20 protein-coding genes are annotated in these 21682 nt (G+C 62.5%); 12 read left to right on the top strand and 8 right to left on the bottom strand.

Going from position 1 to position 21682, the window contains the following annotated elements:
• Nucleotides 1-390: 390 nt before the first annotated feature.
• The 8 genes from AWB74_RS40215 to AWB74_RS40185 all read right to left on the bottom strand — a co-directional run bounded on the left by AWB74_RS40215 (nt 391) and on the right by AWB74_RS40185 (nt 10060).
• Nucleotides 391-1092 (bottom strand): GntR family transcriptional regulator, encoded by a 702-nt coding sequence (locus AWB74_RS40215; protein WP_061152123.1) that lies wholly within the window; start codon nt 1090-1092, stop codon nt 391-393.
• A 268-nt stretch (nt 1093-1360) separates the two neighbouring features.
• Nucleotides 1361-1606, bottom strand: a complete 246-nt coding sequence (locus AWB74_RS46065; RefSeq protein ID WP_143749443.1) for a hypothetical protein — start codon at nt 1604-1606, stop codon at nt 1361-1363.
• Nucleotides 1607-1800: 194 nt separating this feature from the next.
• Nucleotides 1801-3126 (bottom strand): MFS transporter, encoded by a 1326-nt coding sequence (locus AWB74_RS40210; protein WP_087039478.1) that lies wholly within the window; start codon nt 3124-3126, stop codon nt 1801-1803.
• A 138-nt stretch (nt 3127-3264) separates the two neighbouring features.
• Nucleotides 3265-6846 (bottom strand): indolepyruvate ferredoxin oxidoreductase family protein, encoded by a 3582-nt coding sequence (locus tag AWB74_RS40205; protein WP_061152121.1) that lies wholly within the window; start codon nt 6844-6846, stop codon nt 3265-3267.
• Between the two features lie 44 nt (nt 6847-6890).
• Nucleotides 6891-7901, bottom strand: coding sequence for an Ldh family oxidoreductase (locus tag AWB74_RS40200; RefSeq protein ID WP_061152120.1), 1011 nt, complete (start codon nt 7899-7901; stop codon nt 6891-6893).
• Nucleotides 7898-8602 (bottom strand): GntR family transcriptional regulator, encoded by a 705-nt coding sequence (locus AWB74_RS40195; protein ID WP_061152119.1) that lies wholly within the window; start codon nt 8600-8602, stop codon nt 7898-7900. The genes AWB74_RS40200 and AWB74_RS40195 overlap by 4 nt, the downstream gene beginning before the upstream one ends.
• 8 nt (nt 8603-8610) lie before the next feature.
• Entirely contained in the window at nt 8611-9762 is a 1152-nt protein-coding gene (locus AWB74_RS40190; protein WP_061152125.1) for a UxaA family hydrolase, read from the bottom strand.
• A 7-nt stretch (nt 9763-9769) separates the two neighbouring features.
• Complete coding sequence (locus AWB74_RS40185; protein ID WP_061152118.1) at nt 9770-10060, bottom strand: UxaA family hydrolase; 291 nt, start codon at nt 10058-10060, stop codon at nt 9770-9772.
• Nucleotides 10061-10286: 226 nt separating this feature from the next.
• Here AWB74_RS40185 and AWB74_RS40180 point away from each other — a divergent pair, with 226 nt between their 5' ends.
• The 12 genes from AWB74_RS40180 (at nt 10287) to AWB74_RS40125 (ending at nt 21215) form a co-directional block, all read left to right on the top strand.
• A complete protein-coding gene (locus AWB74_RS40180; RefSeq protein WP_061152117.1) occupies nt 10287-10748 on the top strand; it encodes a hypothetical protein in 462 nt (153 codons plus the stop codon).
• On the top strand, nt 10738-11103 hold the full coding sequence (locus tag AWB74_RS40175; protein WP_061152116.1) for a hypothetical protein: 366 nt from the start codon (nt 10738-10740) through the stop codon (nt 11101-11103). The genes AWB74_RS40180 and AWB74_RS40175 overlap by 11 nt, the downstream gene beginning before the upstream one ends.
• Nucleotides 11104-11127: 24 nt before the next feature.
• Nucleotides 11128-12099 carry a zinc-binding dehydrogenase gene (locus AWB74_RS40170; RefSeq protein ID WP_061152115.1) on the top strand — a complete coding sequence of 324 codons (972 nt, stop codon included), beginning with the start codon at nt 11128-11130 and terminating at the stop codon, nt 12097-12099.
• Nucleotides 12100-12138: 39 nt separating this feature from the next.
• Nucleotides 12139-12933 carry a TauD/TfdA dioxygenase family protein gene (locus tag AWB74_RS40165; protein ID WP_061152114.1) on the top strand — a complete coding sequence of 265 codons (795 nt, stop codon included), beginning with the start codon at nt 12139-12141 and terminating at the stop codon, nt 12931-12933.
• A gap of 154 nt (nt 12934-13087) precedes the next feature.
• Nucleotides 13088-14236, top strand: coding sequence for a Re/Si-specific NAD(P)(+) transhydrogenase subunit alpha (locus tag AWB74_RS40160; RefSeq protein WP_061152113.1), 1149 nt, complete (start codon nt 13088-13090; stop codon nt 14234-14236).
• Nucleotides 14237-14238: 2 nt separating this feature from the next.
• Nucleotides 14239-14562, top strand: a complete 324-nt coding sequence (locus tag AWB74_RS40155; RefSeq protein WP_061152112.1) for an NAD(P) transhydrogenase subunit alpha — start codon at nt 14239-14241, stop codon at nt 14560-14562.
• Nucleotides 14559-16001 carry an NAD(P)(+) transhydrogenase (Re/Si-specific) subunit beta gene (locus AWB74_RS40150; RefSeq protein WP_061152111.1) on the top strand — a complete coding sequence of 481 codons (1443 nt, stop codon included), beginning with the start codon at nt 14559-14561 and terminating at the stop codon, nt 15999-16001. The genes AWB74_RS40155 and AWB74_RS40150 overlap by 4 nt, the downstream gene beginning before the upstream one ends.
• Before the next feature lie 63 nt (nt 16002-16064).
• Nucleotides 16065-16739: a histidine phosphatase family protein gene (locus AWB74_RS40145; protein WP_061152110.1), complete on the top strand. Its 675-nt coding sequence runs from the start codon at nt 16065-16067 to the stop codon at nt 16737-16739.
• 24 nt (nt 16740-16763) lie between these two features.
• Nucleotides 16764-17792, top strand: a complete 1029-nt coding sequence (locus AWB74_RS40140; protein ID WP_061152109.1) for a phosphotransferase — start codon at nt 16764-16766, stop codon at nt 17790-17792.
• A 104-nt stretch (nt 17793-17896) separates the two neighbouring features.
• Entirely contained in the window at nt 17897-18661 is a 765-nt protein-coding gene (locus AWB74_RS40135; RefSeq protein WP_061152108.1) for an SDR family oxidoreductase, read from the top strand.
• A gap of 68 nt (nt 18662-18729) precedes the next feature.
• Nucleotides 18730-19983 carry an acyl-CoA dehydrogenase family protein gene (locus AWB74_RS40130; protein ID WP_061152107.1) on the top strand — a complete coding sequence of 418 codons (1254 nt, stop codon included), beginning with the start codon at nt 18730-18732 and terminating at the stop codon, nt 19981-19983.
• Nucleotides 19984-20069: 86 nt separating this feature from the next.
• Nucleotides 20070-21215 (top strand): porin, encoded by a 1146-nt coding sequence (locus tag AWB74_RS40125; RefSeq protein WP_061152124.1) that lies wholly within the window; start codon nt 20070-20072, stop codon nt 21213-21215.
• Nucleotides 21216-21682 lie beyond the last annotated feature (467 nt).

Below are 21682 nucleotides of genomic sequence, written 5' to 3'. Positions count from 1 at the left end.
TCGACCGGGTTTGACTCCCATATCCACCACGGCCTGGATCACCTTCAGACGGTCGAGTTCGCGCATGTTCAATGTCACCAACGTTGCTGGCTTCATGGACGACTCCTGCAGTGCTGCAGTGAGTCGCCAGCTTGCCAGAGGTCGCAAAACGCGACATTTGTATCTTGCTAGAACACGACATTCTCATGTTGCTCCCACAAACCACAATGCGCTAATGTTCATTATGTCAAGACGGCGTCAACCACTCAACGCATGCCGCCACGGCCGTCACGCAGCTTCGCCCTTGATCGACATCAGTCCGACCGCAGATCCGATGAGGGGCTTTGGGCTTTTGTACCGCTTGCAGAAAACGGAGTAAGTCGAGCGGGTCGGATCCAAAGCGCAGATCCGTCATTCATGATCGCGCAAGATGACTAGTCGCTCGGCGAAAGGGCCCGAATACACGGCCTGGTAATAGAGGGGCCGGTTTCGCAGGGTATAACCGCGCATTTCCATGATGAAGCCGGGTTGGCCACTTTCTATTTTCAGCTCGCGCGCGGCGACTTCCGGAAGCACGTCGAAGCGAATCCACTGATCCACCCGCTGCGTTGGCAAAGAAAGACGCTGGGCGACCAGTTCGCGCAGGTTCCGTTCGAGCGCGGCCCGATCGACCCCGCCCAGTTCCGAAAAGTCTTCCTCACGTAGCCAGAACTCGCTGTATAGATCGAATCTCCCTCCGACGTTGATGACGCGATCGATTCGAACGAACCCGTCGCCGGCCAGGAACTCAGACCAGGGTCCTTTGCGTTTGAGGCGTTTCACGGAGCGCGCATGAACGTAGGACGGCATGTCGTTACCGTCCGCATCGCGAAACTGCAGATAACGGACATCCGCCGGCGCGACGCGCGTACCGGACACAAAGGTACCCCTTCCCTGTTCCCGCGTAATGAGCCCGGAATGCACAAGCTGCATCAGCGCCTTTTGGACGGTGCCCACGCTGACGCCGTGTTTCACTGCGAGCTCGGACTCCGAGGGCAGACGATCGCCCTCGCGCAGACCCCCGGATTCGATGTGCCGGATGATCGATTCCGACACCATGGATAGCTTCGTCATTTGGTCTCTGAGACGTTTATCAAATCCGGATATTCGCGCTTCCCCTCCGGCAATGGTCGTTGCTTGCATGGCGCCCACTGATCCTCTATGCATCGCGTACGACGATTCATCGGTCCGCGACCCAAATCGGGCAAGAAACCGCTCTGGTCGAGTCCGCTGCCGCCCACTTTCATGCAACGCGTGAATATTGCCACACGCGCATTGACTGCGGGCGTGACTGATTGAAATCCAGTCAGGCCTGTCGTGGTTGGCCTTGCTCGCGGCCTCGTCAATGTGTCGCTGCCGCTCGCGTTCCGAGACGGATCGGCGAATCGTTGCCGTTGCCTGCATCAAAGCGGACATATGAACCATGCAGATCCATCCAGTCGTAGTGGCCGTGAGCGGCCCATGCCCAGTTGCGAGAAGGCGACGGCTGGGCATTCGGTTTCGATGTCGCTGCTTCGTTACTGTCGACGGTCTGGACGTCGAGCGTGTCGGCTTTCAGCGAACGAGTTGCGCGCGTAGGTAAGGTCATTTCGATACGTTCCTCGATTAGATGGGCAATGCCTCGACCCTGTCGTACCTGGGGTTCAGTCAGGCATTGGTGTGCGCGTCCGGCCGGCGCTGTGCATGCACAGCGCCGGCCATGTGAGATTCCGCGTTCAGACTGAACTTCGATCGCATTTGCGGTTTTTCGTGGACGCGCACCTCGCGCTGCCTCGTGACGCCTCAGGCAAGTCGACGACCCAATGTTTCGCGGACCATGGCAAGCCCCGCGAGTGAAATCAGGCCGCAGCCGATCACATAGTAAGCAGGCGCATTGGGATCCCTGGTCAGATGGATCAGCAAGGTCGAGAAGAACTGCGAAAAGCTCCCGAAGACGACGACCGCAACGTAATAGCTCACCGACAGCCCGGTTGCGCGCAGCCGTTGCGGCAGCACTTCGCTCACCAGCACGAGGGTCGAAGCGGAGGTCATCGCCATGGGGATCGCGAGGCATCCGGCGACGATCAGCAGGCAAGTCAGAGAATGCACGTTGTTGAGCGCGTAGAACGCCGGGTAAATCATGGCGAGCATTGCGAAGCGCGACCACCACACGACTTTGCGGCGGCCGACGCGATCGCTGAGCCAGCCGGCGAACGGCGAGAGCACAGCAAGCGCCAGCGAGCCCACGAAGCCCGCCCAGATCGATTGCGAAAGCGGAAGGTGAAGCTGAATCGCGCCGTAGTTCGGGAGATAGAAGACGACGATATGCACCGCCGATGCCAGTCCGATCATCAGCAATACGCTCGCACACAGCTCGCGCCAGTTGTCTTTCACGAGGCGGCGGTGCGAGGTCGCGTCGCTCTCGCCCCACTTGGTGGGCACGAGGGTTTCGTCCAGGCGCGAGCGAATCATCACGCTGAGCGGAATCACCAGAATGCCGATGACGAACGAGACGCGCCAGCCCCAGGAGGACAGCGCGGAATGCGGAAGGAAATTGGTCAATGAAAGGGCGACGAGCGCGGCGAATATCGCAGCGAGCCCTTGGCTGAACGGCTGCCAGCTCGTATAGAAGCCGCGTGATTTCTCGTCGGCATATTCGAGCAGCATGGCGCTTGCCGGTCCCATTTCGCCGCCGATCGCGAAGCCCTGCAGCAGACGCGCGATCGTCATCAGGATTGGCGCGGCCAGGCCGATCTGCGCATAGGTCGGCGTCAGCACGAGCAGCGCGGCGCTCAGCGCCATCAGCCACAGGGTGAGCACGACGGCAGGCTTGCGGCCGACGCGATCGGCATAGGCGCCAATTACGAATCCGCCGATCGGCCGCATGACGTAGCCGACGCCGAAGGCCGCAAAAGAAAAGAGCAACTGACCGAAAGGATCGGTCAGCGGAAAGTATTGCGGCCCAATCAGCGTCGCGAAAAAGTTGTACACGACCGAGTCGTACAACTCCAGACCGCTGCCGACCGTGATCGCACCGATGGCCCACGGTTTCGACAACGGCTTGTCGGATGAGATGGTCGAAGTCATCGGCGGGGAAGACGCGGTGCCGGCTGAATGATGATGATGCATGATGTCTCCTGAATTATCTGGCGGCGCCAGTTTTTGCTCTAAGGCTGACGGGACCGGCGAAGCCGTCTCCCGGTTGGCCGCGGCCTGATGGGCGCGCCTATTGGCGCGTTGGTGGCGCACCGCGGCGGATCGTTTTGCTCAGCTTGCGGCCCGTTCGAGCCGCGCGGACGGCTGGTCCGGAACGCGTTCGACATCGCGCCACTGGCGCATCAACGCTGCCGAGCGAACCCGCGCGGCATCGAGGTTGCGAGCCTTGACGTGACCATAGCCGCGAATGGTTTCCGGAAGGCCGGCGATTTCCACCGCGAGGCCGAGGTTCTCCTTCGAGAGCGTCTGCAGCAGTTCCTCGATACGGGCGCGGTATTCGCCGATCAGCGCGCGCTCGGTACGTCGCTCCCCGGTATATCCGAATGGATCAAAAGGTGTTCCGCGCAAAGCCTTGAGTGCGGCAAGCCCGCGAAACGCACGGCGAATGCCGGGCCCGAAGGATCGTTTGATATGTTCGCCCTTCGCATTGCGTTTCGAGAGGAGCGGCGGTGCGAGGTGATGCACGAGCTTGTAATCGCCCTCGAACATCGCCTCGATCTTGTTCGTGAATGCTGCGTCGGTATGCAGGCGCGCGACTTCATACTCGTCTTTGTAGGCCATCAGCTTGAACAGATAGCGCGCCACGGTTCGGGTGAGCTTGTCGCCGCCCAGACGCGACTCCGCGTCCTGCACCTGCGCAACGAATGCACGGTAGGCGGCGGCATATCGGCGGTTCTGATAACCGATGAGAAACTGCACGCGCTGATCGATGAACGCGTCGAGCGACGGCTTCTTCGCCAACTGAATCACTTGCGCGTCGGCGGAGCGCACGGGCACCTTGTCGAGGTCGTGGGCGCAATGCCGGCCCCACTCGAAGGCGGCCTTGTTGTTCTCGACCTGCACGTTATTGAGCTCGATCGCACGCATCAGCGCGGCACGCGAAAGAGGAACCCGGCCCTTTTGCCATGCATAGCCGAGCAGCATCAGGTTCGAATAGATCGACTGGCCAAGCAACTGCGTGGCCATCCGTTCGGCGTCGAAGACGCCAAGCTGGCCGGGGCCCGCCCCTTGCGAAATCGCCGCGATCGACTGGTCGGTGCCGGCTTGCCAGTCGGGATTGCGCACGAACGCCGCGGTCGGCGTCACGTGGCTATTGAGCACGACATAGCTGCGCCCGGAATGCAGAGTGGAGAGGGTGAACTTGTTCGCGCCCACCACCGTGTCGCAAGCGAGCACGAGGTCGGCCGAAGCGGTATCGACCCGTGTTGCATGCAGGGCATTGTCGTCACTTGCGATCTGGATGTGGCTCCAGGTCGCGCCGCCCATCTGCGCCATGCCGGTCGCATCCTGCGTGGTGACGCATCTGCCTTCGAGGTGCGCCGCCATGCCGAGCACCTGACCGATCGTCACGATGCCGGTGCCGCCCACGCCGGCCACAAGGATGCGTTGCGCGACGTTGGCGTCGGGCAGCGTCGGTTCGGGCAGGGCAGGCATATCGGAGAGCTTCGCGCTGCGCGCCGCGCCCGGCTTTCTCAGCTGGCCGCCTTCCACCGTGACGAAGCTCGGGCAGAAGCCCTTGACGCAGGAGAAATCCTTGTTGCAGGTATTCTGGTTGATCTGGCGTTTGCGGCCAAAATCGGTTTCGAGCGGTTCGACGGCCACGCAGTTGCTCTCGACAGAACAGTCGCCGCAGCCTTCACACACGAGCTCGTTGATGATGACGCGCTTGTCCGGATCGGCCATGGTGCCGCGCTTGCGCTCGCGACGCTTCTTGGTGGCGCAGACCTGGTCGTAGATGATGGCGGTCGCGCCCTCGAGCTCGCGCAGCTCGCGCTGCACGTCATCGAGCGCATCGCGATGGCGAACCGTGACGCCCGGTGCGAGATCGGCCGCACCGGCGTACTTCTCCGGCTCATCGGTCACCACGACGATGCGCTTCACGCCCTCGGCGGTCAGCTCGCGGGTCATGCCGTGCACGTCGAGCTGACCGTCGACGGGTTGGCCGCCCGTCATGGCCACGGCACTGTTGAACAGGATCTTGTACGTGATGTTGACGCCGGCGTTGACCGACTGACGGATGGCGAGCAGGCCCGAGTGGTTGTAGGTGCCGTCGCCGAGATTGGCGAACATGTGGGCGCGCTTGCTGAACGGCGCCTGTCCCATCCAGGACACGCCTTCCCCGCCCATTTGCGACCACGACGTGGTCGAGCGGTCCATCCACGTGGCCATGCCATGGCATCCGATTCCCGCCGTCGCGAGCGAGCCTTCGGGCACGCGCGTGCTGGTGTTGTGCGGACAGCCCGGGCAGAACCATGGCAAGCGGTCCGCGCCGACCTTGGCGCCATCGGCGGCCGCCCGTTCGGCGGCGTCGATCTGCGCGAGGCGCACGTCCATGCGCGCGGCGACGTCGGGCGGCACGCCCAGTTTCTTCAGGCGCCCCGCGATCGCCTTCGCAACCGTCGAGGGCGTGAGATCCGCCTTCGCGCGCAGCAGCCAGTCGTCGGCCGGGCGGGCGTGGCTCCATTCGCCGCCAGCCACTTCGTTGTCGCCGTGGACGTACTTGCCGAGCACGATGGGCCGTGCGTCGGCGCTGCAATGGTAAAGCTCGTCTTTCAACTGCTGTTCGATCAACGAGCGCTTTTCCTCGACGACGAGGATCTCCCGCAGACCGCGCGCAAATTCGCGCACGCCCTGCGGTTCGAGCGGCCAGACCACGCTGACTTTGTGGAGGCGGATGCCGAGCTCGCGGCACAGCGCGTTCGTGAGTCCAAGGTCGATCAGCGCCTGGCGCGCGTCGTTGTAGGCCTTGCCGCTCGCAATGATGCCGAGGCGATCATTCGGGCCTTCGATGACGTTGTGGTTCAGCCGGTTCGCGCGGACATAGGCGAGCGCGGCGGGCCACTTGTACTCCATCATCCGCGCTTCTTGACCGAGCGGATCATCGGGCCAGCGGATCTGCAGGCCGCCTTGCGGCACGGCAAAGTCTTCGGGCAGGCAGATGCGCACGCGGTCGAGGTCGGTGAGGACCGACGAGCCGGATTCGACCACTTCCTGCACCGTCTTCATGCCCGCCCACAGGCCGCTGAAGCGGCTCAGCGCGAAGGCGTGCGCACCGAGATCCAGAATGTCCTGCACGTTCGCGGGAAAGAAGACCGGCAGTCCGGCCGCGATGAACGTGTGATCGCTCTGGTGCGCGAGCGTGCTGCTCTTCGAGACATGATCGTCTCCGGCCAGTGCAATCACACCGCCGAGGGGCGCCGTGCCCGCGAGGTTGGCGTGCTTGAGGGCGTCGCCGCTGCGGTCCACGCCCGGGCCCTTGCCGTACCAGATGCCGAACACGCCGTCGTATTTCTTGCTTGCCGGGTCGAATTCGAGCTGCTGAGAGCCCCAGACGGCCGTCACGCCAAGCTCTTCGTTGACACCGGGCTTGAACACGACATGGTTGTCCGCGAGATGCTTCTTCGCCTGCCAAAGCGTCTGGTCGTAGGTGCCGAGCGGCGAGCCGCGATAGCCGGAGATGAACGCGGCAGTATTGTGGCCAGCCTGCGCATCGCGTGCGCGCTGCATGAGCGGCAGACGCACGAGCGCCTGCACGCCACTCATGAAGGCGCGTCCCGTTTCGAGCGCGTACTTGTCGTCAAGCGTGACGGCCTCCATGGCCTTGCGGGGTGCTTCTGGAAGAGGGGCATTCATGTAACAGTTACTCGTCAAATGATGTTGTCGGAGGACAGGTGTGGTTACGCCGGAAACGGCACGCCGAGCCGCTCGCCCAGCGCGATCAGTTCCTGTGTGATCGGCACGGGCAGGGTCATCCCGCGTTCGCGTGCCTCGCGCTCGAGCACATCGCCACGCGCACCCGGCAGCCGGGCATCGCCGCCCGCTGCCACGTAGGTCTGCGTCCACTCGCGCATGTATTCGTCGAAGGCTTCACGCCCCGCATAGGATTCGGGTCGCACGAGCCAGAGGAACGCGTCCTGCATGGCCTCGCCGCGCGGCGCGCTGAGCGAGTCAGCGCGCGCCGCAAGCGCGCCTGCCAGACACTCGACCATCATCGCGATGCCCATGCCCTTGTATCCGCTCATCGGCATCAGCGAGCCCTCGAGCGCGTGTTTTGGATCCGTGGTGGGCCGGCCTTCCGAATCGAGCGCCCAGCCCTCGGGAATCGGCTTGCCTTCGCGAGCGGCGAGCAGAATGTGTCCGCGCGCCGCGACGCTGCACGCCACGTCGAAGACGATCGGGGCTTGCCCCGCCAAAGGGCAGCCAAAGGCGATCGGGTTGTGCCCAATCGCAGGGGCACGGAAGCCTTCGAGCGCGAGCGCGGGCGGCGTGTGCTGCCCCATCATGCTGAATGCGCCGCCTTCCGCGGCCAGCAGCGTGTGAATGCCCAGCGCCCCGAGATGGCCGCACGACTGCATCACGACGAGCACCGAAGCGCTCTTCTGCAGCGCTTCGAGCGCGAGGCGCACGGCGCGGGGACCGGCGATCTGCCCCAGCGCGCCGTCGGCGTTCAGCACGATGCCGCCGGGGAACGCCCGATGCGTCATCGTCGGCTTCGGGTTGAACTCATTGGCCTTCAGCCGGTTCACGTAGGACGAGAGGCGCGTCATGCCGTGCGTCTTGTAGCCGCGCAACTCGCTGCGAACGAGCATCGAGGCCGCCTCGGCCGCGTGATCCTGCGGCACGCCGCACGTTTCGAAGACGCGTGCGGTCCATTGCTCGATGGTGTCAGGTAACCAGTGCGTGTTCATTGCCCGTTCTCCCGCGCGATCAGAAGACGCTCTTTGAACGGTCCGGCATAGACGGACTGATAGTAGAGCGGCCGATTGCGCAGCGTGTAGCCGCGCAACTCCTTGATGAGCCCCGCCTGCCCGGCCGAGATCGTCAGTTCCTGAGCAGCGGCGGAGGGCAGTTCGCCGAAGCGGATCCACTGGTCCACGCGCAACGTGGGCAGCGCGAGCCGCTGGCCCACGAGTTCCCGCAGGTTCTTCTCGAGCGCGGAGCGGTCGAGGCCACCGAGTTCGGCAAAGTCTTCCTCGCGCAGCCAGAATTCGCTGTAGAGGTCGAAGCGGCCGCCCACGTTGATGATGCGCTCGATCCGCACGAAGCCTTCGCCGCCGAGAAACTCCGACCACGGCCCCTTGCGCGTCGTGCGCTTGACCGAACGCGCGTGGACATAACACGGCAGATCACGGCCGTCTGCGCCACTGAAACGAAGGTAGCGGACGTCGGCGGGCGCCACGCGCGTGCCCGACACGAACGTGCCGCGTCCTTGTTCGCGCGTGATGAGCCCGGAGTGCGCGAGTTGCGTGAGCGCCTTCTGGACCGTGCCGACGCTGACACGGTGCCGTGCCGCCAGTTCGCCTTCGGAAGGCAGGCGATCACCCTCGCGGAGTGACCCCGATTCGATATCGCGGATGATGGCGTCCGACACCATGGTTCGCTTGGTCATGATCGGGTTCAGAGGCTGCGTTCGAAGCGGCTGACCGCGGTCTCGCGCACATCGAGCACTTCGCTCGCGAGGCGTGTACCCGACGCGACGTCCACGGCGTACTCATACAGCCGGTCGCCGATGTCGGAAATCTTCATGGCTTGCTCGAGCACGCCGCTCGCATCGAAATCGATGTTGTCGCGCATCGTGTGCAAGGTATGGACGTTCCCGCACACCTTCACCGTGGGTGCCACCATGTTGCCGATGGGATTGCCGACGCCCGTGCCGAAGAAGGTCAGTTGACAGCCGCCCGCAGCCATTGCGGTGAGGTTTTCCACGGCCGCAGCGGGAGCGTCCATGAAGTGCAGTCCCTTGCGCACAGGGGCTTCGCCGTAGCGAAGCACGCCGACGAGCGGACTCGAGCCTGCTTTCGCCATCGCGCCGAGCGCTTTTTCCTCGACGGTCGTCAGGCCGCCTTTCTTGTTGTCGGGCGAGGGCTGCGAGTCGCGCATGTCAACGCCACGCGCGATGGCACCTTGTTCCATGTCGCGCACCGCTTTGACGAAGGCCGACCGCACCGTTTCGTCGATGGCGCGCGCCGCGAACAAATGCTCCGCGCCGATGAACTCGGAGGTCTCCGAAATGATGACCGTGCCGCCTTCTGCGATGACCTTGTCCGCCATCCGGCCGATGGTCGGGTTGCAGCTCAGACCGGAGGTCGTGTCCGAGCCGCCGCATTCGACACCAAGAACGAGGCCGGAAACGGGGCACGGCTCGCGGCGCAAGCGCGACGCGGCAATCGCGAGACGCATCGCCTTGCGCGTGCCTTCCGCGATGCACGTGATGGTGCCGTTGGGCTGCAGATGCACCGCTTCGACTGTCTTTCCGGTGGCGCGAATGCGCGACGCCACTTCTTCCGTCGACGATTCTTCGAGCCCGACGAGCAGCACGCTCGCGATATTCGGATTGCGCCCCAGTCCCGCCAGAGATTCATAGGCGAAATCGAGATCCGCGCCGAACTGCCCGCGCACGAACAGCGTCGTGACCGGGATCGTGCCTTCGACCGCGTCGCTGATCGTGCGCGTGACTGGATTGCAGTTGTCCATGACGGAAATCACCGCAACCCAGTTGCGCACGCCTACCGTGCCGTTTTCGCGTCGGTAGCCAAGGAATGTTTTCATCGCGTAGTTACCTCGCATTCAGATCACCGCGGCCGCGGGTGGAATCAACGTTATGAACGTGCGTGTGCTCGCCGACTCGGAGCGCCCGATGCGCAGTGCCGATGACCTCGCCGTACTTGAGTACGTTGGCGCCAGCAGCGGTGGGCACGATGCAGACCTTGTGACCGAACGGAACGTCCTGCATCAGGGTCACCTGACCTGTTCCTTCTCCCTGCAGAACGCAGGCATCCCCTTCCTGTCCGGGGTCCAGCAGTGTTGCCACGTTGTCGGTGGCGTGGAGCACGATGGCGCGAGGCATTGAATTAACTCCTGTATAGATGTCGCGGAATAATCGGAACCGAGGTTTCCGCCGAATTAGGCGTGGAATTGCGCGAATCCGTGGAAATAGGATAGGTCTACTCCCTCAGCTCCTATATAGGTATTTGCCATAGTCCTACATAGAAGTTGTTGACACGTCCCGGGGGCGGCACTATCGTTGATTCCACTGGAGGCGACGTTTCGCCTGAGCGCAGGGAGAACTGAACATGAATATCGAGGCCCATCTGGAGAAGATCGCCAGACTGGAATCGTTGCGGGAACGGTTCGATCCACTAGAGGACTACGAGCTGTGGTTCTGGGCCGGCATGACGGCCGGCACCCACGCAGTCAATGCAGCGCTGCACCACGCCGGCGTGACCGCGAGTGCAGACGAATATGCTGCCCAGCCGGGCGTTTATCTCGTCGCGCGGCCCGACGGCGCGTTGAAGGCAACGTTTCGCCCGCTGGGTGACGTGCTGCACGTCGGTCGGCCGGTGATCGAGGCGCAAGTGCCCGCCGACGTCGCGTCGATGATGCATTCGATGGAGGTCGTCGAGCAGTACCGGGATCCTTGCGTGCGGGAAGGTGTCACGCCGACGGCGGCGATCGTCGAGGAATGCGAGGCGGCCCTTCGGACGTGCATTCGCCTGCTGAACGAGCGCATGAAGGGAATGCAACATGCACAATGAACAACACATCGCCGCGGCTGAACGCATCGAGCGGTCGCTTCGAAAATGCACGCCGGAGGACGTCGAAATGCGGATCGAGGCGGCGATGCTCGCCGGCACGCACTGGTTGAACGCGGCGCTTCACCGGCTCGGGGTGACGCAGCCCGGCAAGGACGTTTTCCATACCTATCTTCTGACGGTGAACGAATATCGCAGGCTATGCGTCGCCGACGAGGAGATGGTGCGCGCGCTATCGGAGATAGAGGATCTTCGCCCGCCCTATGTGCGGGGCAATCACGCGGGCGCGCAGGCAGCCGCCGAGCGCGCGGACGCATTGCTGACGGCGATTCGCAGGAAAGCCACGTCAGGCAACTGAACTAATATTTGAGAGGAGACGACAGTGAAAGCAGTGCGCGTCATACCGGGCCCGTCCGGCGGCAAGGTCGAATTGCAGGACGTTCCCATGCCGCAGCCCAGCGCGGGAGAGGTTCTCGTTCGAGTGCGCGCCGCAGGGTTGAATCGCGGCGAGATCAAGCAGGCTGGTGAGTTGCGCTCGGGCAACGTCATCACGGCGGGCGTCGAGTTCGCGGGGGAGATCGTGCAGGTCGGAGAAGGCGTCACCGCGTGGCGGGAAGGCGACCGCGTGATGGGACACGGCAAGAACTGCCAGGCGGAGTTCGTCGTCGCTCATCCGCTCGCGTTGATGCCGGTGCCGGGGAACCTGTCGTGGATCGACGCTGCGGCGTTTCCGAACGTGTTCATCACGGCGCACGACGCGGTCGTGACGAACGGCCAGCTGCGTAAAGGCGAGTCGATTCTCGTCAACGGCGCCTCCGGCGGCGTCGCGATGGCGGCGATCCAGATCGCCTCGGCGCTCGGCGCGAAGCCGATCATAGGCGTGTCGCGGTCGGCCGCGAAGCTCGACAAGCTGAGCCGCTTCGGTGTGGATGTCGGCATTGATTCGTCGCGCGAGTCGCAGGTCGACGCCGTCATGGCCGCCACGGACAAGCGCGGAGTCGATGTCATCATAGACACGGTGGGCGGCCCGGTTTTCGAAGCCAACATGGACAGCCTCGCGATCAAGGGGCGGCTCGTGCAGGTTGCGCGCATCGGAGCGCCGACTGCCCAGATCGATCTGGCGAAGCTCTGGCTCAAGCGCCTCAGTCTCATCGGCGTGACCTTTCGCACGCGCAGCGAGCAGGAGCGGCTCGAATGCATTCAGGCCTGCGCGCGCGACCTTTTGCCGGCGCTGGAAGATGGCCGCCTCAGACTGCCGATCGACCGCACATTCTCCATTGACGAAATTCACGAAGCGCATACCTACATGCAGCTTGATCAGCACGTCGGCAAGATCGTGCTCACCGTGGCATGACCGCTTCATATGAACAGCATCCATATACAGGAGATTGACATGAGCATCCGCATTACTCCGCTTACCGGCTCGGTTGGAGGACTGGTCGAAGGCGTCAACCTGAATGAGCCCGTCAGCCGGGATACGTTCGAGGTCCTGCATCAGGCGTTCCTCGATCACGGCGTCCTCGTTTTTCGCGGTCAGCACCTGCAACCGGCAGCGCATGTCGAGTTCGCGAAGCTTTGGGGCAATCCGGCGCAAAACAATCCGCTGGATCCGAGTGTGCCGGGCTGCCCGGGCCTCATCCAGGTCACCAAGATCCCGAAGGAAACCGCTTCGACGGAAGCGTGGCACTCGGATTCCATCTACACCCCGGTGCCGCCGAAAATCTCCATCCTGTCGGCCGTGGTGGTCCCGCATGGCGGCGACACGATGTGGTGCAACCAGTACGTCTCATACGAACGCCTGTCGCCGACGATGCAGCGCATGCTCGAAGGCCTGCGCGTGCGCTTTGCCGGTTTGCGTCTCGCCCGCATGAGAAACATCGACAAGATTCCGGAAGCGGTTCATCCGATCATCCGCACGCATCCGGAGACGCGCCGCAAGGCACTTTATGTCGGTCATCCCGAGACCGCCAAGCAGATCGAGGGCATGACCGTTGCCGAGAGCCGCCCCATTCTCGATTTCCTCTACGAACATTCGACGACGCCTGACAACGTCTACCGGCACATGTGGCAAGAAGGCGACGTCGTGATGTGGGACAACCGCTGCACGATGCACTACGCCGTGCACGATTACGGTGAGGCAGAACGCGTGCTCAACCGCATCACGCTGGAAGGCGAGGTGCCGGTCTGATCTGACGCCGCATCACTGAAACGACGCGGGCGATAGGCCCGTACATATCCGAAATGTGTTAAGGATGACGAATCTTGCGACCGGTAGGCCGTTTGCCATTCGTCATCTCTTTAGAAATTGGTATCGGCGCAGACAGCGCAAGGTGAGGTCTGAAATGCAGATTGGAGTGCCCGCTGAGTCGCGGGGTCGAAAGTCGCTCGTCGCAGCGACGCCCGATACGGTCAAATCGCTCGTGTCGCAAGGACGCAGCGTGATGGTCGAGTCGGGCGCCGGCGAATGTGCGCACTACACGGACGACGCGTACCGCAAGGCGGGCGCGCAAATCGGCGACGCGGCATCGGCGTTCGGCGCGCAAATTGTGCTGAAGGTTGCTTCGCCGACCGAGACGGAGTTGTCGCTGATGAAGCCGGGCGCGGTGCTGGCCGGCATGCTCGATCCCTTCAATACCGACAACACGGCGCGGCTCGCGGCGGCGGGCGTGACGGCCTTCGCGCTCGAAGCCGCGCCGCGAACGACGCGTGCGCAAAGCCTCGACGTGTTGTCCTCGCAGGCGAACATCGCGGGCTACAAGGCCGTGCTGGTGGCGGCCGAGCACTATCCGCGCTTCATGCCGATGCTGATGACCGCCGCCGGAACCGTCAAGGCCGCGCGCGTGCTGGTGCTGGGCGCGGGCGTGGCCGGACTGCAGGCGATCGCGACCGCCAAGCGCCTGGGTGCCGTGGTCGAAGCATCCGATGTGCGCCCGGCGGTGAAGGAGCAAATCGAGTCGCTCGGCGCGAAGTTCCTCGACGTGCCGTACCAGACCGACGAGGAGCGCGAGGCGGCACAGGGCACGGGCGGCTATGCGCGACCGATGCCGGCGAGCTGGCTCGCGCGTCAGGCCGCGCTCGTCCATGAACGGGCGAAGCAGGCGGACGTCATCATCACGACGGCGCTGATTCCGGGTCGCGCCGCGCCGACGCTGATCTCCGTCGAAACCGTCCAGGCCATGAAGCCGGGCTCCGTGATCGTCGATCTGGCCGCCGGACGTGGTCCGGAATTCGAAGGTAGGAAGGGCGGCAACTGTCCGCTGACCGAAGTCGACAAGGTCGTTCAGAAGCATGGCGTGACGATCGTGGGCCATGCGAACCTCGCCTCGATGGTGCCGGCCGATGCGTCCGCGCTCTATGCACGCAATCTGCTCGACTTCCTGAAGCTGATCGTCACCGGGGAAGGCACGCTCAACATCGATCTCGCAGACGACATCGTTGCGGCCACGCTGCTGTGTCGCGATGGCGAAGTCATGCGCAAGACAAAGGGATAAAGATGGAAGTCATCAACCATACCGTGGTCAATCTGATTACCTTCGTGCTGGCGATCTATGTCGGCTATCACGTCGTGTGGAACGTCACGCCGGCGCTGCACACGCCGCTCATGGCCGTGACCAACGCGATCTCGGCGATCGTGATCGTCGGCGCGATGCTCGCGGTCGGCCTGACGGTCGGCGCACCGGGCAAGTTTTTCGGCACGCTCGCCGTGCTGCTCGCGGCAGTGAACGTGTTCGGCGGCTTTCTCGTCACGCGACGCATGCTTGAGATGTTCAAGAAAAAGGAGCCGAAGAAGATCGTGAGCAAGGAGGGCGCGAAATGAGCATGAATATCGTGATTCTCCTGTATCTCATCGCCTCCATCTGCTTCATTCAGGCGTTGAAAGGCCTCTCGAATCCGAAGACCGCGCGCATTGGCAATACCTTCGGGATGACCGGCATGGGGCTTGCCATTGTCACGACCCTCGCGCTGATCGTGAAGCAGGCGAGCGGTCTGGGCTCGAACCTCGGACTCGGGCTGGGGCTGCTGTTCGCGGCGCTCATCATCGGCGGTGCGGCGGGCGCTTACATCGCGGCGAAAGTCGAGATGACGAAGATGCCCGAACTCGTCGCCGCGATGCACTCGCTGATCGGCCTTGCCGCAGTGTGCATCGCGTATGGCGTGGTCGCCGAGCCGTCGGCGTTCGGCCTCGCGGCATCCGGCGAGGCGATTCCGTACGGCAACCGGGTCGAGCTTTTCATCGGCACGTTCGTCGGCGCGATCACGTTCTCGGGTTCGGTCATCGCGTTCGGCAAGCTCTCGGGCAAGTACAAGTTCCGGTTGTTCAAGGGCGCGCCGGTCGTGTATGCGGGTCAGCACATGATCAATCTGCTGCTCGCTATCGCGATGATCGGCATGGGCGTCGCCTTCATGCTCACGCAGGCGTGGCTGCCGTTCATCGTCATGACGGCGATCGCGTTCGCGCTCGGCGTGCTCATCATCATTCCGATCGGCGGCGCGGACATGCCGGTGGTCGTGTCGATGCTCAACTCGTACTCGGGATGGGCGGCGGCGGGCATCGGCTTCTCGCTCAACAACCCGATGCTGATCATCGCAGGTTCGCTGGTGGGCTCGTCGGGCGCGATTCTGTCCTACATCATGTGCCGCGCGATGAACCGCTCGTTCTTCAATGTGATCCTGGGTGGCTTCGGCGGCGAGGCTGATGCGGCGGTTGCGATCGGTACGAAGGAACAGCGTCCGGTGAAGGCGGGTTCGGCCGATGACGCCGCGTTCATGCTGGGCAATGCGGAGAGCGTGGTGATCGTGCCGGGTTACGGTCTCGCCGTGGCGCGCGCTCAACATGCGCTGAAGGAGTTGACCGAAGCGCTGGTGGAGAAGGGCGTCGACGTGCGTTACGCGATCCATCCCGTGGCGGGCCGCATGCCGGGCCATATGAACGTGTTGCTCGCGGAAGCCGAGGTGCCTTACGAACTCGTGCAGGAGATGGAGGACATCAACGGCGAATTCGGGCAGACGGACGTGGTGCTCGTGCTGGGTGCGAACGACGTGGTGAATCCCGCTGCGAAGAATGATCCGAAGTCGCCCATCGCAGGCATGCCGATTCTCGAAGCCTACAAGGCGCGCACGGTGATCGTGAACAAGCGCTCGATGGCGGCGGGTTATGCCGGTCTCGACAACGAACTGTTCTACATGGACAAGACCATGATGGTGTTCGGCGATGCGAAGAAGGTCGTCGAGGACATGATGAAGGCGGTCGCGTGATCGAGCCGAATTTGCAAACCGGGCGTGCCGGCCACGGCTGTCCTACGAAAAGTTGAGCTGGAAATGGCAGAACTCTATTTGGTGCGGCATGGTCAGGCCTCGTTCGGCGCGGAGAACTACGACCAGTTGTCGGAAATCGGTGAACATCAGGCCGCGTGGCTCGGCGAGTACTTTGCAAGCCGCGATATCAGGTTTGACCATGTGGTCGTGGGCACGATGCGACGCCACCAGCAGACGCTCGATGCGATTCTGAATGGCCTGGGTCGTCCTGTGGCGCACATCGAGCAGCACGCCGGCCTCAATGAGTACAGCTTCCGCGCGCTCTTTGACGCGCTCGGCGATCGACACCATCAACTGAAGGCATCGGCCACTGGCACGAAGCGAGACTTTTACGCGGGGCTGAAGCAGGTTCTCTCGCTCTGGGCGGAAGACAAGCTCGAAGGGCCGGTTCCGGAAACATGGAACGCATTTCAGCAGCGCGTGCGCGCCGCGAGGCAGGCGATACAACAAGGATCCGGCAAGAAGGTGCTCGCCGTGACGTCCGGCGGAGCAATGGCCGTCATGCTGCAACAAATACTTCGGGCGCCGGCGGCGACGGCCATCGAACTGAATTTGCAGATCCGCAATAGCAGCTTCTGCCGTTTCTTCTTCAATGCCGAGGCGATCCATCTGGCGGGCTTCAATATGGATCCGCATCTGGATCATCCCGAGCGCCGCCAGTTCCAGACTTATGCCTGACTCCAATTCGAAGGCTCAACGACGATGAAAGAACCGAATCAACTCGATATCGACAGGCTGACTTCCTATCTGGAAGAACGGATACCGGGCTTCGAAGGACCCGTGAGCGCGGACAAGTTCGCCGGCGGTCAGTCGAATCCCACATTCCTCCTCGACGCGAAAAGCGGACGCTATGTGCTGCGGCGCCAGCCCCCCGGAGAGTTACTCAAGTCAGCACATGCGGTGGACCGCGAGTTTCGCGTGCTTACCGCGCTCGGCAATACCGACGTGCCGGTGGCGCGTGCCTATCACCTCTGCGAGGACCGGGACGTCATCGGCAGCATGTTCTATGTGATGAGCTTCGAGGAGGGGCACATCTACTGGGATCCGGCGCTGCCCGAGATAGCGCGTGATCAGAGACAGCCCGTCTATGACGCCATTCTCGGCACGATGGCGAAACTCCACGACGTCGACGTCGAAGCCGTGGGACTGGCGGACTATGGTCGCGCCGGGAACTACTTCGAGCGTCAGATCGGTTTGTGGACCAAGCAATACCGTGCTGCCGAAACCGAGCGGCTGGGAGCAATGGAAGCGTTGATCGACTGGCTGCCCGCCAATTGTCCCGTCGATGAGGGTCGTCCGTCGCTGGTTCACGGGGATTTTCGTATCGATAACCTGATCTTCGACCGGCACGCGTGCCGCGTACGGGCGCTGCTCGATTGGGAGCTGTCGACGCTCGGCGATCCCCTCGCGGATCTCGCCTATTTTTGCATGTGTCTGCGGTTGCCCGCCGATGGCCCGATCACCGGACTGGGCGGTATGAGTCGCGCCGGTCTCGGCGTGCCCGATGAAGCGGCGATCGTTGCGCGCTATTGCGAGTTGCGGGGCATTCCACCGATTACCGACTGGCATTTCTATCTGGCGATGAGCTTCTTCCGTCTCGCGGCTATCGCGCAAGGCGTCAAGATGCGCGCATTGAAGGGAAATGCATCACATGCACGGGCGCGCGAGGTGGGCGAGATGACCGGTCAACTGGCTGAAATGGCTACCGAGTTGCTTGAACAAGCGGCCTGAGAACGGGCGTCGTAGCGCCGCCAGAGCGACTAAAGGCGCTCGCGCGCAAACGAAGATGCCCATATCGATGACAGAACTGCCTGACTTAATGGAGTGGAACATAGATGAGCACCAACCTCTTTGACTTGACTGAAAAGGTCGCTCTGGTGACCGGCGCGAGCCGCGGCATCGGCGAGGAAATTGCGACATTGCTGGCTGAGCAAGGCGCGCATGTGATCGTGTCCAGCCGCAAGCTGAGCGATTGCGAAGGTGTCGTGGCGAAGATCCGCGATACCGGCGGCACTGCGGAGGCGCTCGCGTGTCACGTGGGACGCATGGAGGATATCGCCAGCGCGTTCGATCATATCCGCAAGGTGCATGGCCGACTGGATATTCTCGTCAACAACGCTGCGGCCAATCCGTACTTCGGTCACATTCTGGACACCGACCTCCCCGCGTATGAAAAGACGGTCGAGGTCAACGTTCGCGGTTACTTCTTTATGTCCGTCGAGGCGGGCAAGCTCATGCGCGAGAACGGCGGTGGCGCCATCGTCAATACTGCGTCGATCAACGCGTTGCAGCCGGGTGATATGCAAGCCATCTATTCGATCAGCAAGGCGGCCGTCGTCAACATGACCAAGGCATTCGCGAAGGAATGCGGACCGCTGGGCATTCGCGTGAATGCGCTGCTTCCGGGCTTGACACGGACTAAGTTCGCCGGCGCGCTCTTCGAGACGAGATCGATCTACGAACAGTGGATGAACAAGATTCCCTTGCGCCGCCACGCCGAGCCGCGGGAGATGGCGGGAACGGTGCTCTATCTCGTGTCCGATGCCGCGAGCTATACAAACGGCGAGTGCATCGTGGTCGATGGCGGGCTGACCATCTAAGCGCGCAGCCGGCCAGCGCAGCCTACGCGAACGTAAGCTACTAACGTATATAAGGACTACGACGAATCATGGATTTTTCATACACTCAAAAGGTCGAGGATCTGCGACGCCGCGTGCGTGGTTTCATGGATCAGCACGTCGTGCCGCGCATCCGTCAATGGAACGACGAGGTTCACGCCGGTCATTTTCCGGTGTCGTTCATGGAAGACCTCAAGGCTCAGGCGAAGGCAGAAGGGTTGTGGAATCTCTTCCTTCCCGCCCTGGCGGACGACGAGCCCGGAACGCGTCTGAGCAACCTCGACTATGCGCCTCTTGCCGAGATCATGGGTCGCGTGTCGTGGGCTTCCGAAGTGTTCAATTGCAATGCACCAGACACCGGCAATATGGAACTGCTGCACATGTTCGCGTCGCCGCAGCAGCGCGAGCAGTGGCTGCTGCCATTGCTGCACGGACGGATCCGCTCCGCCTTCGCGATGACCGAACCGGATGTGTCTTCCTCGGACGCAACCAACATCACTACGCGCATTCGGCGTGAAGGCGACGAGTATGTCATCAACGGCAGAAAGTGGTTCATCACCAATGCCGCGCATCCGAACTGCAAGGTTTTCATCGTGATGGGGAAGACCGACCCTGATGCCGAGTCGCATCGACAGCAAAGCATGATTCTGGTGCCTTCTGATACGCCCGGGATCAAGGTCGAACGTAACATCAGCGTGCTCAATCACATGTCGCCCGAAGGGCATTGCGAAGTCACCTTCACGGATGTCCGAGTGCCGGTAGCGAACTTGCTTGGAGAGGAAGGCAGCGGTTTTGCACTCGCGCAAGCGCGACTCGGGCCGGGACGCATTCACCATTGCATGCGCTCCATCGGTGCGGCGGAACTGGCTTTGGAGTTGATGATCGAGCGCGCCGAGGAGCGCAAAGCGTTCGGGAAGTCCCTGAGCCAGCATGGAACGATCGGCGAGTGGATTGCGCAGTCGCGCATCGAGATCGATCAGGCGCGATTGCTGGTCCTCAAGACCGCCTGGCTCATCGACAACGTCGGCGTGCGCGAGGCACGCAAGGAGATCTCGATGATCAAGGCGCTCGTGCCCACGGTTCATACGAACGTATGCGACCGGGCGATGCAGGTGTTCGGCGCGATGGGCCTGAGCCCGGATACGCCGCTGGCCGATCACTGGACGTGGGGCCGGGGACTGCGTTTCGCGGACGGCCCGGATCAGGTCCACTTGCAGACCGTCGCTCGTTTGGAAATTCGACGCAATCAGGCGATGCCGGGTGCGGCCGCGTATCTGACCAAGCCTGAACGCGAAAGCAACTGAGCATTGGACCGAGACACCTATCAGCCGTCGAGCCGATGGTTTCGAGCCGCCCCGTGCAGATCAATAACAATCTCTGGAGACAATCAATGAAGAAGTCGCTTTTCGCGCTTGCTGCGGCGAGCGGTTTTGCTTGCGCGGCCCAGGCGCAAAGCAGCGTTACGCTCTACGGTCTTATCGACGCGGGGTTCACCTACACGAACAACAACGGCGGTCATTCCTCGTGGCAGGCGACCGAGAGCAATGAACAAGGCTCGCGGTGGGGACTCAAAGGTTCGGAAGATCTTGGGGGCGGGCTGAAGGCTGTGTTTCAACTCGAGAACGGCTTCAACGTGGAAACGGGTGGGCTCAAGCAAGGCGGACGCATGTTCGGCCGTCAGGCCTGGGTGGGCCTTTCGTCGAATCAGTACGGCACGCTGACGCTGGGTCGCCAGTACAACTCCCTGCAGGTATTCGTCGCGCCATTGCAGGTTGGGGGAAGCACGACGCTCACAGCATACTCAACGCATCCGCTGGACAACGACAATATCAACAATACGTATCGCACCGATAACGCGGTGAAGTATTCGACGCTGAACTACGCCGGCTTTCAGGCGGAAGCGATGTACGCCTTCTCGAATTCGTCGAGCTTTGCCGTGAATCGGGCGTACAGCTTCGGTGCGAGCTACTCGAACGGACCGCTCAACTTGGGCGCAGCCTACGTGCGTCTGACCAATCCGGCGTTCCGCAATGATACGGTCGGAGCGATTCCATCAGACAACTACTACAGTGCAACAACGATGCCGTTCCTAGCCACCGCTGAGACCGTTCAGCAGTGGGGCGCGGGGGGGACGTACGCCATCGGTCCGGCGACGATCGGTCTGCTGTACACCGGAGCACTTTTCGGCAATCCGACGCGTGGCTCGCTGTTTTCGGGCGCTACTGGCAATGGAGGAGGAACAGGATCAGTGCACTTCGAGAATGGCGAACTCAGCCTTCGGTATATGTTCACGCCGGCCTTGTTCGCTGCGATAGGCGAAACCTACACGCACGCCACGCAGGGTGCGGGGACGGGTAACTACTGGCAGACGAGCGCCGGCGTACAGTACTTTCTTTCCAAGCGTACGGACATTTATCTGAACGGGATGTATCAAACGACTTCGAAGCACTTGAATGCGTGGATCGAGGCGATCGGCGCACCGTCGACTACCAGCACGCAAGTCGCCGCTGTGGTCGGGATCCGGCATAAGTTCTAGGAACGGAAGCGACTCGGAATGACGACTGAGCCAGTGTACATTCTTTCATATACCAGCCCTTTCCTCCTTGCCGCTAGACCGAGTTCTAAAAGACGAATGGTGCGGCTCGGACGCCCCTTCCGCGCGTCGGCCTATTGCACCGGAGTTCGGGGGGGCGCAGCTGTCATCCGGCATTTCGCCTGGCCGGCGCGCCCGGCAAAGCGAGCCGCGACAAGAGCTTCACGAGCGTGTACGGCGCGGGCGCCGCAGGCTTCTCGCGCTATCATCGGCGGGGCGGACATTCTCGTTCCCGTGGAAGAAATCCAACCTGGTTCTAGCGGAGAGGCCATTACCGCGCGCGGTGGCGCAGCAGCCGGCGTTCCAACGCGAAGGGCCTCAAACTTCCGCGTACGTTAAGGGTTATTCGATGCCTGCCATCGATCACAGGAATGTGACGGTGCCGCTGCGCGTGTTGGCAGGCGTCGAAT

The organism is Caballeronia arvi (assembly GCF_001544695.2).
Classification (GTDB): Bacteria; Pseudomonadota; Gammaproteobacteria; order Burkholderiales; family Burkholderiaceae; genus Caballeronia; species Caballeronia arvi.
The sequence above is the reverse complement of the archived record's forward strand: the minus strand, read 5'-3'. Positions and strand labels throughout refer to the sequence as shown.